This window comes from Thiothrix fructosivorans (genome assembly GCF_017349355.1).
GTDB lineage: Bacteria > Pseudomonadota > Gammaproteobacteria > Thiotrichales > Thiotrichaceae > Thiothrix > Thiothrix fructosivorans.
The window spans coordinates 87,512-100,153 of sequence record NZ_JAFMPM010000007.1; the positions used below are offsets into that span (position 1 = coordinate 87,512).

Genomic DNA, 12,642 nt, shown 5'->3' on the forward strand with positions numbered 1-12,642 from the left:
TCTAACTAACGTGTGGAATTCCAAGATGTTAGCATGGATTCCAGTAACAACCGCGCATTAAGCGGATGGGTGGCAAGTTTCTTCAGTTCCATCAAACGGGCGTAAATGTGTAAAATACGTTTTTTGTCTAACAGGTGTTGCAACGTCTGCAACTCCACTTCTTGAACAACACTATTCTGTTCTATATCCTGCTTTAGCAGCGCAAGAATCCACGCAAACTGCCAATCCAGCAACTGTACCTTATCGAACTTTTCCCAATGCGCAGAAGTGCTGGTAATACTGCCCTGCCCCTGTACGTATTGCGTCAAATGCTCCAACCATTGCTGGCGCTGGCTCATCGCATCCGTCGTATCCAGTGCTAAGGCTGCCAGTGGGCGACCATTCGCACTTTGCAGCAATTGCGCCGCTGCATGTTGCAAAGGTTGTTGAGTCAACCAATCCAACGCGGCGGCAGGTGCAGGCAGTGGCAAACGCACTCGTTGGCAACGGCTGCGAATAGTGGGCAGCAACAGCGCTGAATGCGCCGTCAACAGCAAAATATGTGTATCTGCCGACGGTTCTTCCAACGATTTCAGCAGGCTATTCGCTGCATTCACATTCATGCGCTCAGCCGGATAAATTACCACTACCCGTCGCAAACTGTAGCTGCGACTCAACCCCAAAAAGTAGTTAAGCTCACGAATTTGCTCGATTAGAATGGACTGCTTATCTTCCAGCAACGTAATTGACATGAAATCAGGGTGCGCATCCGACATAAACACCTGACAACTGCGGCAATGTCCACACGCCGCACCATCAGCCAGTGGCTTTAAGCACAACAGGCTTTTAGCAACAGCCTGAATAAACGTTTCGTTCCCGCAGCCTTCTTCGCCGTTAAACAGTAACGCGTGATGCAAGTGATCGTTGGTTTTGGCTTGCTGTACGTTCTGCCACGCGTGCGTGTGCCACGGGTAAATCATTGTGCCGCTTCCGCCACAATACGCTCAGCAACCGCCAGCAATTGTTGCCTAACCGCTTCCAGCGCTTCTCCCGCCCGAATCGTCGGGTAACGGGCTGGCAACTGTGCGGCACGCTGCTGGTAGCCTGCACGGATACGCTCGAAAAACGCGGTATGTTCTTGCTCAAAACGATCTGCCCGTCCCCGCGCTTGCGCTCGCGCCATGCCGGTTGTCACGTCCAAATCGAACAGAATGACGTAATCAGGGCGGATGTCGCCTTGTACCCACTGTTCTAGCGCCGCAATACGGGATAAGGCAATACCACGCCCATAGCCTTGATATGCGTAAGTTGCATCGGTAAAGCGGTCGCAAATCACCCATATCCCCTGCTCCAAGGCAGGTAAGATTTTGGTGTGTAAATGTTCATTCCGTGCCGCAAACATTAACAGCAACTCGGTATCCGCGTTCATGGCAGGCAAATCAGGTGATAGTAATACGCCCCGAATCGCTTCGCCGACCTCAGTACCGCCCGGTTCACGCGTGACTAATACCGTTTTGCCGCACGAACGTAGGTAATCCGCTAACCACGTCGCATTGGTGCTTTTACCCGCGCCTTCACCGCCTTCTAGCGTGATAAATAAACCCCGTTTCATGGTTTTTGCTCCGTGACTTTCTTACGATTGATGATGTATTGCTGAACAGCGCGGTTATGCTCATCCAACGTTTCGGAAAACTGAGAAACACCCCCCGGTGTCGTTGCCACAAAGTACAATGCTTTGCTGTCGACAGGGTGCATCACCGCATCAATCGCCGCTTTGCTCGGTGTCGCAATCGGCGTAGGTGGCAAACCCGTTCTGGTATACGTGTTGTAAGGCGTATCGGTTTGCAGATCGACCTTGCGAATATTGCCATCGTATTTATCGCCGATACCGTAAATCACCGTAGGGTCAGTTTGCAGCAACATACCTTTTTCCAAACGATTGAGGAAAACACGCGCAATCAGCGGACGTTCTTCCGGTAAGCCCGTTTCTTTCTCAACGATGGATGCCAAGATCAACGCCTCGTAAGGCGTGGTAATTTTGGGGTGAGGTACGCGCCCTTCCCACGCTTTGTTTAAGTAATCTTGCATCGCATTATGGCTACGTTGCAAAAACTCAAGGTCGGTGGTTTTGCGTGGAAAGTTGTAGCGATCAGGAAAAAACCAGCCTTCTGGCTGCATACCGATTGCTGCACCAAGCTTTGGCATAATGTTTTGCACCTCTGCATCGGAGAGCGTTTGTTCGACATTGGGGTGTTTACGCATGTCCGCGATAATATCTTTAAAGCGCTTGCCCTCGATAATACCCAGTTGATATTGCAACACTTGACCGGAAGTGAATTTCTTCAACAAATCAGCCGGTTTCATGCCCGTTTCGAGTTGGTACTCACCGGCTTTGATCTGATCAGCTTTGCCCTCTAAACGGGCATGAATCACAAACAATAAGCCATAAGGCAATAGCTTGTTAGCTTCGAGCTGATTGGCTACTTGGCGGATGGTGCTGCCTGGCTTGATTTCAAAATGCGCCGTTTCAGGCGTTACGTTCACGACTGTTTGCTGAAACTGATCGTATTGATACCAGAGAAAACCGGCAGAAACGCCGACAAGGATGAATAAAACACTGAATAATTTGGCTAGCAGCTTCATGATAATGTGTGTAGTGCCGCCTGTAACTCCCTCAGTAAGGGCGGAATGTTATACGATTTGCCGGAAAATTCGCGTACAGGCCACAGACCAATTAGGGAGTTGGTCATGAAAATTGCGTGGGCTTGCTCGACATTCTGCAACGTTAACGTGTGAATGTGGCATTCAACGCCCATTTTCTCAAGTGTTTGCGCAATATATCGCCGCATGATGCCCGCAATACCGCATTGGCTGAGTTCTGGCGTGCTAACCGTGCCGTCAGCATTCACGATGAAGACATTGCTCATCGTGCCTTCGATCACATTGCCGTGGTAATCGCGCACCAACCCTTCTTGGTAGTCACTACCAAACTCGCTGCGTGCTAATACCTGTTCCAAGCGATTCAGATGCTTAAAACCCGCGAGACGCGGTTGATGGGCTAAGCGTGTTTCACATAAAGCTAAGCGAATGCCTGTAAAAGCATAATCAGCGGGGTATTCAGACCAAGGCGATACTTGCAAAATACGTGTTGGTTCAGCAGCCGTGTGTGGATTGTAACCGCGTTGTCCGCTACCACGGGTTACTATCCATTTGAGGACAGCACGTCCCTGCCCTGCACAGGCTGTTGCGATTTCTTGGCGCAACAATGCATCGTGTGGTGAGGCTATCCCTAGCGTTTGCAAGCCCCATTGGAGGCGCTCTATGTGCCATTCAAGCCATTGCGGTGTGCCCCGTCTGATACCGATGGTTTCCCACACGCCGTCGCCGTATAGCAAGCCACGGTCAGTCATAGGCAAATTATCTGTGATAACACCGTTAACCCAAATCATGACCGATGGCTCGTAACAATCCGCGTGCTTTGTGGCGCGTTTCTTTGAGTTCGTTAGGCGCGACGGAATCCATCACAATACCAGCTCCCGTGCGAAATTGCAGGTGTTGCCCTTGCAAGGTCATGGTGCGAATCAGGATATTCAAATCCATATCGCCATTATGATTCAAATAACCGACCGAACCGGTGTAAGCCCCCCTGCCCGTCTGCTCCAATTCCGCAATGATTTCCATGCAACGTACTTTCGGGCAGCCAGTAATTGTACCGCCGGGAAAAACAGCGCGAATAATTTGCCCCGGTGTAATGCCTGCCCGTAATTTCCCCTGAATATTGGAAACAATATGGTGAACGTGTTGGTAGCTTTCCACCACCATTAGCTCATCAACCTTGACCGTACCATACTCACAAAGGCGCCCTAAATCGTTACGTTCCAAATCAATTAACATGATGTGTTCGGCGCGTTCTTTGGGGTGGGCAATGAGTTCTTCTAACAGGGCTTGATCACGTGCGGCGTTATCGCCGCGTGGGCGAGTGCCAGCAATGGGACGCGTATCCACTGTGCTGTTTTGTACGCGGACTAAACGTTCGGGAGAAGAGCTGATAACGGCGAAATCATCAAATTGTGCTAAACAGGCGAACGGTGCGGGGTTGGTATTGCGTAGGCTTCGATATAAATCCAACGCGGTTTGGTCAGACTGCAATTCACCTTGCCATGCGCGTGAGAGATTCACCTGAAACACGTCGCCGGTGCCGATGTACTCGCGAATGCGTTCAACGCCTGCCGTAAATTGTTCTGGAAGGTCTTCGGATAAAGAAACCGCGCCTAGCCTCCCAGCCGTTTCATCGCCGCGCTCTGTACTAATATCTTCCTGCATGGTAGCAAAGGCGTGCTCGAAGCTATGTTCAGCCACCACAATCGTTTCATGCTGATGATGATCGACAATAATGGCAGCAGGTATGCGCACCGCCAATGCGATGGGCAACGGTTGTGAAGTCGCAGGTAAGTGCAACGTCGGCTCTAACTGTCCAACCAGCTCATACCCCAAATAAAGAAACCATCCTCCCCGAAACGGCATCTCACTTTGTCTTTCTGCTTTTTCTTCATTTCTCCACGCCGCATCCAACCGCTCACAAAAACTAGCTTCATCCACCTGATCCAGACGAATCTGTGTCTGTGGAAACGCAAACAATAAACTGTAGCGATTGAGCAGTGAGGTAGCGACACTTTCCAACAGGAAAGGATAACGGGCGGGATTTTGTTGATGCAGGGCGAGTAAATCATACTCGCCCTTGAAGGTTTGCGTCTGCAATCAGATTTTCTTGAAGATCAATGTTCCGTTCGTGCCACCAAAGCCAAACGAGTTGCTCATCGCAATATTGACGGTGGTTTCACGCGCAATGTTGGGCACGTAGTCCAAATCGCATTCAGGGTCTTGATTGTCCATATTGATGGTCGGCGGCAAGATCTGGTCACGAATCGCCAGCACACTGAAGACCGCTTCAATACCACCGGCTGCACCTAACAGATGCCCTGTCATGGATTTTGTGGAGCTGACCGCCACTTTGTACGCGTGATCACCCAAGGCACGTTTGAGTGCCATTGTTTCGGCTTTATCACCCGCTGGGGTCGATGTGCCGTGCGCATTCACGTAATCGACATCGACCACATTCAAGCCAGCATCTTTCATGGCGTTAACCATGCAACGTGCCGCACCTTCGCCACCTTCGGATGGAGTAGTCATGTGGTAAGCATCACTACTCATGCCGTAACCGACCAGTTCGCAGTAAATCCGGGCGCCGCGTTTTTTCGCAAATTCGTACTCTTCCAGTACTAATACGCCTGCGCCATCACCGAGCACGAAACCGTCACGATCCTTATCCCACGGGCGGCTTGCCGCTTCAGGGTCATCATTGCGGGTAGATAGTGCGCGTGCCGCCGCAAAGCCACCGATGCCCAATGGGGTTGAACCCATTTCTGCACCACCCGCCACCATGACATCTGCATCACCGTAAGAAATCATGCGGGCTGCATCGCCGATACTGTGTGTCGCGGTTGCACATGCCGACACGATTGACATATTCGGTCCTTTCAGACCAAACATGATGGATAGGTTGCCAGCCACCATGTTAATAATACTTGCAGGCACAAAGAAGGGGGAAATCTTACGTGGCCCGCCATTCATAAACGTCGCATAGTTGCGTTCAATGGTATCCAAACCACCGATACCCGACCCCATCAGTACACCGATGCGTTCTGCATTTTCTTCGGTGACTTCCAGACCCGCATCACGAATCGCTTCAACGCCTGCGCCGATCCCGTAATGGATAAACTTATCCATTTTTTTCTGGTCTTTCGGCTTGATGTAATCATCGGCGTTAAAACCTTTGACGTTACCAGCAATCTGCACACTAAAGGCACTGGCATCGAACAGGTCAGGACTAATACGGTTAATCCCGCTGCGGCCAGCTTTGATATTGTCCCACGCTGTTTCCAGCTTAGAACCAACAGGTGAAACAATGCCGAGACCTGTTACTACTACACGTCGCTTAGACAAACTTATGCCCCTATCTTTAGCTTTTGAAGGATAAGCCGTAGCCTGTAACAGACTACGGCTTATGTGCAGGAATTAACCCTGTGCTGCTGTGATGTAATCAATCGCCGCTTGGACGGTAGTGATTTTCTCGGCAGCTTCATCAGGGATTTCAGCACCAAATTCCTCTTCTAGCGCCATAACCAGTTCAACGGTATCCAGAGAATCCGCGCCGAGGTCGTCAATGAAAGAAGAGGAATTTTTCACTTCAGCCTCATCAACGCCCAGTTGTTCAACAACGATTTTCTTAACGCGTTTTTCTATATCGCTCATGGTCTTGTATTCCTCGTAAATAAAAAGTGTTTGTTCGCGGTAGACTATTGTATTTAAAACCCGTGCATCATACCAGCAGGTTTATGCCATATACATACCGCCATTGACATGAATTGTCTCACCGGTGACGTATGCACCCAATGATGATGCTAAAAACAGGACAGCACCCGCGATTTCGCTGGGTTGCCCCAAGCGGCTAAGCGGTATGTTTTGCAGCAAATGGTTACGCTGTTCTTCAGACAATTCACGCGTCATATCGGTATCAATGAACCCCGGTGCAACCACATTCACGGTAATACTACGTGAACCGATTTCGCGAGCTAACGATTTGGAAAAGCCCACCAGACCGGCTTTCGCAGCGGCATAGTTGGTTTGCCCCGGATTTCCCGATGCACCAACGACGGATGAAATCGAAATAATACGACCTTTTTTTGCTTTGGTCATGCCACGCAGACAGGCTTTACTCATGCGGTAGACAGAAGTCAAGTTGGTGGTAATGATGTCATCCCACTCCTCATCCTTCATGCGCATTAATAAGTTATCGCGGGTAATACCTGCATTATTGACCAATACGCTGACTGTACCAAACTCGCCCGTGACGGCTTTGACGACGCTTTCAATCGACTCTTTATCAGCAACATTCAGCACCATACCTTTGCCAGCAATACCTGCTTCAGACAAATAGGCAGTAATCGCATCTGCACCTTTGTCACTGGTTGCCGTGCCGATAACGGTTGCACCTGCTTTGCCGAGCATCTCTGCGATGCTACGTCCGATCCCACGGCTTGCGCCAGTCACCAGAGCAATTTCGCCCTGCAAATTGATGAGTGAATTCATTATGCTGCCGTCTCCTCACAAAGTTTTAAGGCTTCTTCCAATGTTTTGCTGTCCAAAATGCAGACTGCGCCGAGCTTGCGATCAATACGCTTATTCAGACCCGTCAACACTTTGCCGGGACCAAACTCAATGGCAGCCGTCACACCGTATGCGTTTTGCAAACCTTGGATGGTATCAACCCAACGCACGGGGCGATAGAGTTGTTGCTCCAAAGCGGTGCGTGTCGCATCCACATCAGTACGGGCTGCGGCATCAACGTTATGTAGAACCGGCAGTTGCGCGGGGTTAAACGCCGTTGCTGCCAAGCGAATTGCTAGTTTTTCAGCGGCTGGTTTCATCAGCGCACAATGTGACGGCACGCTAACCGATAACTTGATAGCTTTCTTTGCACCCATTTCGGTTAATACTTGAATGGCGCGATCAATCGCCACAGCACTTCCCGCAATCACGACTTGACCGGGCGAGTTGAAATTTACCGCTTCCACCACATCGTTTTGCGCTGCTTGCTCGCAACCCGCCACGATTTGTGCATCATCCAGCCCTAAAATAGCCGCCATTGCACCCTCACCATCAGCCACAGCGGATTGCATTAAACGGGCGCGTTCGGCAACCAAACTAACCGCATCAGCAAAATCCAGTGCACCGGCTGCCACCAGTGCGGAATATTCTCCAAGGCTATGCCCTGCGAGTGCTACCGGTTGGCAACCGCCTTGCGCCAACCACACACGCCACACGGCAACACCGGCTGCTAACATGAGTGGCTGTGTATTTTCAGTGCTATTCAGTGCGACTTCTGTACCTTCTTGCGCCAATTGCCACAAATCACGCCCTAGTACCTCGGAGGCTTCTTGAAACGTATTACGCACGTCCGCAAAGTCTGTGCCCAATGCCGACAGCATACCGAGCGACTGTGAACCCTGCCCCGGAAAAATACCCGCGATTGTCATATTGTCTGCTACTCCAGCGAAAAATCGTTCTATCCTAATAAAAAAGGATTGTGATGAAAACCGTCAAATCGAGAAATCCAAAAAAGAACTTGTCATCTGGCGTGTGGCAAGGATAATACGCCGTTTAGTATTCCCAAAGTATTGACAGAACCTATGGCAAAAGAAGATTACATTGAAATGGAAGGCATTGTGCAGGAAACCCTGCCTAATACCACTTTCCGCGTTGAGTTGGACAATGGTCACGTCGTGAATGCCCACATTTCGGGGCGTATGCGCAAAAACTATATCCGCATCCTGACTGGCGACCGCGTAACCGTGCAGCTTACCCCTTACGACTTGACAAAAGGTCGTATCAGCTACCGCAACAAATAACAATGCGCCCTAGGGCGCATTGTTTGTGTCAGTTTCCCCCGATCATGCTTAGGCTGGTACAGCGGCTTCTAAACCGTGCATTTCGATCACCAGCCCTTCATCATCTGTCGATACTTCCACCCTGCCACCCTGGCTGAGTTCGCCGAACAAGATGGCGTCTGCCAGTGGTTTCTTGATGTGTTCCTGAATCACCCGTTCCATCGGACGAGCACCCATTAGACGATCGTAACCCTTCTCTGCCAGCCAGTGACGGGCAGCCTCGTTCACAAGCAACACCACTTTCTTCGGTTCAAGTTGCGCTTCTAACTTGATAATGAACTTATCCACCACGGAAGACACGACTCCCGGTGTCAACGTATTGAACTGAATCACCGCATCCAAACGATTACGGAATTCCGGCGAGAACGTGCGATTGACCGCTTCGGTAGAATCCAGCGTGTGATCTTGGACGGTAAAGCCTAACTGTTTACGGCTGATATTTTCCGCGCCCGCATTGCTGGTCATGATCAGAATCACGTTGCGGAAGTCGATCTTGCGTCCGTTAGCATCCGTCAATGTGCCGTGATCCATCACTTGCAGCAGGATATTGAAAATATCAGGATGCGCTTTTTCGATTTCATCCAGCAATAATACCGCGTGTGGATGCTTATTCACCGCATCCGTCAGCAAACCGCCTTCATCATAGCCGACATAACCGGGCGGCGCACCGATCAATCGCGATACGGTGTGGCGTTCCATGTATTCGGACATATCGAAACGAATCAATTCAATGCCCAAACGTTGCGCCAACTGCTTAGTAACTTCGGTTTTACCCACACCCGTAGGGCCTGAAAACATGAATGAACCAATCGGTTTGGTATCATCGCGCAAGCCAGAACGTGCCATTTTAATCGCCGCCGTCAATTGCTCGACCGCTTTATCTTGCCCGAAGATCACCATTTTCAGGTCACGCTCCAGATTACGCAGAGTTTGCATATCGGACGTAGATACGGATTTCGGTGGAATCCGCGCAATTTTGGCAACGATGTCTTCAATGTCGGTGACATTGATGGTTTTCTTGCGGGAAGCCGCAGGCTGCATTTGGCGATTTGCGCCCGCTTCGTCAATCACGTCAATCGCTTTATCGGGCAAGTGACGGTCATTGATGTATTTTGCCGCCAATTCCGCTGCCGCTTTCAATGCAGGTTGGGTGTAGCGCACGTTGTGGTGTGCTTCAAAGCGCGACTTCAAGCCTTTGAGGATTTCAATGGTTTCTTCCACGGAAGGCTCATTCACGTCGATTTTCTGGAAGCGACGTGCCAAAGCGCGGTCTTTCTCGAAAATCGTGTGGTATTCCTGAAACGTGGTTGAGCCAATGCACTTGAGGTCGCCATTCGAGAGCACAGGCTTGATCAGGTTAGACGCATCCATCGTGCCGCCCGACGTTGCCCCTGCCCCGATAATGGTGTGGATCTCGTCAATGAACAGCACCGCATTGGGTTCACTTTTGATCTGCTTCAATACCGCTTTCAAGCGCTTCTCGAAATCACCACGGTATTTTGTACCCGCTAGCAACGCCCCCATGTCGAGTGAATAAATCACTGCACCCGCAAGGATTTCAGGCACTTCACCATCGACAATGCGTTTTGCCAAGCCTTCTGCAATCGCGGTTTTACCTACGCCTGCTTCCCCCACCAGTAGCGGATTATTTTTGCGGCGGCGGCACAGCACTTGAATGGTGCGCTCGATCTCCAAATCGCGCCCAATTAATGGGTCGATTTTGCCTTCCAGCGCCATCTCGTTTAAGTTGCTGGCGTATTTTTCCAACGGCTTGGCGTTTTCACCTGCATCTAATTCGGGATCAGCTTGATTAGGGGTCGGCTCAACATCGTCCGCCGGTTTATTGCCTTGTGACGATTCGGCTTGGTGGTCTTTGCGAATGCCGTGGGAAATAAAGTTGATGATGTCTAAGCGACTAACCCGATGCCGTGACAGGAAATACACTGCGTGAGAATCCGGTTCACCGAAAATGGCAACCAAAATCGCATCCCCCGTGACTTCGCCTTTTCGCGATGTCTGGGCACTGTAAATGGCACGGTGAATCACCCGTTGAAACCCTAAGGTGGGTTGTACATCGCGTTCCTGATCATGCTCAGGCACTAATGGCGTGTTTTCATCGACGAACATTTCCAGTTCACGGCGCAATTGTGGGATGTCCACCGCACACGCACGCAATGCTTCAGCAGCACTAGGGTTATCCAGCATAACCAGTAACAAGTGCTCAACGGTAACGAACTCATAACGCCTGCCGCGAGCATCGTTGTACAGGGTATTGATCGAGTATTCTACTTCAGCGCTCAACATAAGACTTATGCCTCTTCCATTGTACACAGCAAAGGATGTTGATGTTCCCGCGCAAACCGACTGACTTGCGCCACTTTGGTTTCCGCAATATCACGAGTATAGACGCCACAAATACCTTTGCCACGGGTATGAACGTGCAACATGATACGGGTTGCGTTCTCGTGATCCATGTCGAAAAACGTTCGCAGCACTTCCACTACAAAGTCCATCGGCGTGAAATCATCGTTTAACAGTATAACTTTAAAGCGCGGTGGCTCCTTCACCTCTGGGCGGGATTCCTGCACCGCTACACCGGAATCCTGACCACTGCCATGATCTTCTTTGTGCTTCTGCGCCATTGCTTACTTTACCTTGCCCCAAACTGACGGGTGATGATGCTGATGTTATAAACGGTTTGACCGTCTACTGTCACTATTCCTTGTATAAATTGGTACAACTTCGCCAAATACAATAGTCCCAATACAAAAACAGGCGACACATAGGTCGCCTGTTGCATCATTCGTGAAAAACAGCGCTTACATGTGGTCGATAACGTTATCGCCAAACTCAGAACACGCAATTTCTTCCGCGCCATCAATCATGCGTGCAAAGTCAAAGGTAACACGCTTGGAGGAAATCGCCCCCGCCGTGCCTTTGTTAATCAAATCCGCCGCTTCCAACCAGCCCATGTGACGCAACATCATTTCGGCTGACAGCACCAAAGAACTGGGGTTAACCTGATCCAAACCTGCAAACTTCGGCGCAGTACCGTGGGTTGCTTCAAACATCGCAATGGTATCGGACAGATTCGCACCCGGTGCAATCCCAATCCCGCCCACTTGTGCCGCTAACGCATCAGACACGAAGTCGCCGTTCAGGTTCAACGTTGCCACGACAGAATAGTCCTCTGGGCGCAGCAAAATTTGTTGCAGGAAGTTATCCGCGATCACGTCATTAACCAAAATGGTTTTGCCCGTGTTCGGGTTAGTCATTTTGCACCACGGCCCACCGTCGATTTCTACTGCGCCGAATTCTTCTTTTGCCAGCTCGTAACCCCAGTTTTTGAACGCGCCTTCGGTAAATTTCATGATATTGCCCTTGTGTACCAAGGTCACGGAGGGGCAATCATTGTCGATGGCGTATTGCATGGCTTTGCGCACCAAACGCTTCGTACCGTCACGCGAGACTGGCTTAACACCGATACCTGAGCAATCTGGGAAGCGAATTTTCGTAACGCCCATTTCCTTCATCAGGAAGTCGATGACTTTTTTGGCTTCAGGCGATTCTGCCGCCCATTCGATGCCCGCGTAAATATCTTCGGAGTTTTCGCGAAAAATCACCATATTGGTTTTTTCAGGGTGCTTCACAGGGCTAGGCACACCGTCGTAATAACGAATCGGGCGCAAGCACAGGTACAAATCCAAATCTTGACGCAATTTCACGTTCAAAGAGCGGATACCGCCTCCGACCGGCGTAGTCAACGGTCCTTTAATAGACACCACAAATTCTTTCACAGCATGAACGGTTTCATCCGGCAACCACACATCTTCCCCATAGACTTGCGTGGCTTTTTCGCCCGCAAAAATTTCCATCCAAGCGATTTTACGCGCACCACCGTAGGCTTTTTGCACGGCTGCGTCGACGACTTTGATCATAACGGGGCTAATATCAACACCGATGCCATCCCCTTCGATGTAAGGAATAATCGGGTTGTTCGGCACATTCAAGGAATAGTCGGCGTTAGTCGTAATTTTCTCGCCTTGGGCGGGAACGTTGATATGCTGGTACATGGGTACTCTCTCCATTTTACTGTTTATCTCTCAGAGCGCGTTGAGTGGAGTATAAACAATTCCCTGAGGCTTGGCATACACTC

Annotated in this window: 13 protein-coding genes; 1 reads left to right on the forward strand and 12 read right to left on the reverse strand. The window is 50.3% G+C overall.

What is annotated here, in order from left to right:
- Positions 1 to 5 precede the first annotated feature (5 nt).
- The 9 genes from holB to fabD form a co-directional block, all read right to left on the reverse strand.
- Complete coding sequence (gene holB, locus J1836_RS13210; protein ID WP_207251598.1) at positions 6 to 959, reverse strand: DNA polymerase III subunit delta'; 954 nt, start codon at positions 957 to 959, stop codon at positions 6 to 8.
- Complete coding sequence (gene tmk, locus J1836_RS13215) at positions 956 to 1,591, reverse strand: dTMP kinase (protein WP_207251599.1); 636 nt, start codon at positions 1,589 to 1,591, stop codon at positions 956 to 958. Before tmk ends, holB begins: the two co-directional genes overlap by 4 nt.
- Positions 1,588 to 2,622, reverse strand: a complete 1,035-nt coding sequence (gene mltG / locus J1836_RS13220; RefSeq protein ID WP_207251600.1) for an endolytic transglycosylase MltG — start codon at positions 2,620 to 2,622, stop codon at positions 1,588 to 1,590. Before mltG ends, tmk begins: the two co-directional genes overlap by 4 nt.
- Positions 2,619 to 3,428, reverse strand: a complete 810-nt coding sequence (gene pabC / locus J1836_RS13225) for an aminodeoxychorismate lyase (protein ID WP_207251601.1) — start codon at positions 3,426 to 3,428, stop codon at positions 2,619 to 2,621. Before pabC ends, mltG begins: the two co-directional genes overlap by 4 nt.
- Entirely contained in the window at positions 3,415 to 4,737 is a 1,323-nt protein-coding gene (locus J1836_RS13230; RefSeq protein ID WP_207251602.1) for an aminodeoxychorismate synthase component I, read from the reverse strand. Before J1836_RS13230 ends, pabC begins: the two co-directional genes overlap by 14 nt.
- A complete protein-coding gene (fabF, locus tag J1836_RS13235) occupies positions 4,738 to 5,982 on the reverse strand; it encodes a beta-ketoacyl-ACP synthase II (protein WP_207251603.1) in 1,245 nt (414 codons plus the stop codon).
- A 72-nt stretch (positions 5,983 to 6,054) separates the two neighbouring features.
- Positions 6,055 to 6,291: an acyl carrier protein gene (gene acpP / locus J1836_RS13240; RefSeq protein WP_207251604.1), complete on the reverse strand. Its 237-nt coding sequence runs from the start codon at positions 6,289 to 6,291 to the stop codon at positions 6,055 to 6,057.
- Between the two features lie 81 nt (positions 6,292 to 6,372).
- Positions 6,373 to 7,128: a 3-oxoacyl-ACP reductase FabG gene (fabG, locus tag J1836_RS13245; protein WP_207251605.1), complete on the reverse strand. Its 756-nt coding sequence runs from the start codon at positions 7,126 to 7,128 to the stop codon at positions 6,373 to 6,375.
- Positions 7,128 to 8,075, reverse strand: coding sequence for an ACP S-malonyltransferase (gene fabD, locus J1836_RS13250; protein ID WP_207251606.1), 948 nt, complete (start codon positions 8,073 to 8,075; stop codon positions 7,128 to 7,130). Before fabD ends, fabG begins: the two co-directional genes overlap by 1 nt.
- A gap of 153 nt (positions 8,076 to 8,228) precedes the next feature.
- On the opposite strand from fabD, the gene infA reads away from it, so the two are divergent.
- On the forward strand, positions 8,229 to 8,447 hold the full coding sequence (gene infA, locus J1836_RS13255; protein ID WP_202717118.1) for a translation initiation factor IF-1: 219 nt from the start codon (positions 8,229 to 8,231) through the stop codon (positions 8,445 to 8,447).
- 48 nt (positions 8,448 to 8,495) lie between these two features.
- Here infA and clpA read toward each other — a convergent pair whose 3' ends face one another.
- The 3 genes from clpA to icd all read right to left on the reverse strand — a co-directional run bounded on the left by clpA (position 8,496) and on the right by icd (position 12,559).
- Positions 8,496 to 10,790: an ATP-dependent Clp protease ATP-binding subunit ClpA gene (gene clpA, locus J1836_RS13260; RefSeq protein ID WP_207251607.1), complete on the reverse strand. Its 2,295-nt coding sequence runs from the start codon at positions 10,788 to 10,790 to the stop codon at positions 8,496 to 8,498.
- Between the two features lie 5 nt (positions 10,791 to 10,795).
- Positions 10,796 to 11,128 carry an ATP-dependent Clp protease adapter ClpS gene (gene clpS, locus J1836_RS13265; RefSeq protein WP_207251608.1) on the reverse strand — a complete coding sequence of 111 codons (333 nt, stop codon included), beginning with the start codon at positions 11,126 to 11,128 and terminating at the stop codon, positions 10,796 to 10,798.
- A gap of 177 nt (positions 11,129 to 11,305) precedes the next feature.
- The gene (icd, locus tag J1836_RS13270) at positions 11,306 to 12,559 is read right to left on the reverse strand and encodes an NADP-dependent isocitrate dehydrogenase (RefSeq protein ID WP_207251609.1); all 1,254 of its coding nucleotides are present in this window, start codon (positions 12,557 to 12,559) and stop codon (positions 11,306 to 11,308) included.
- Positions 12,560 to 12,642 lie beyond the last annotated feature (83 nt).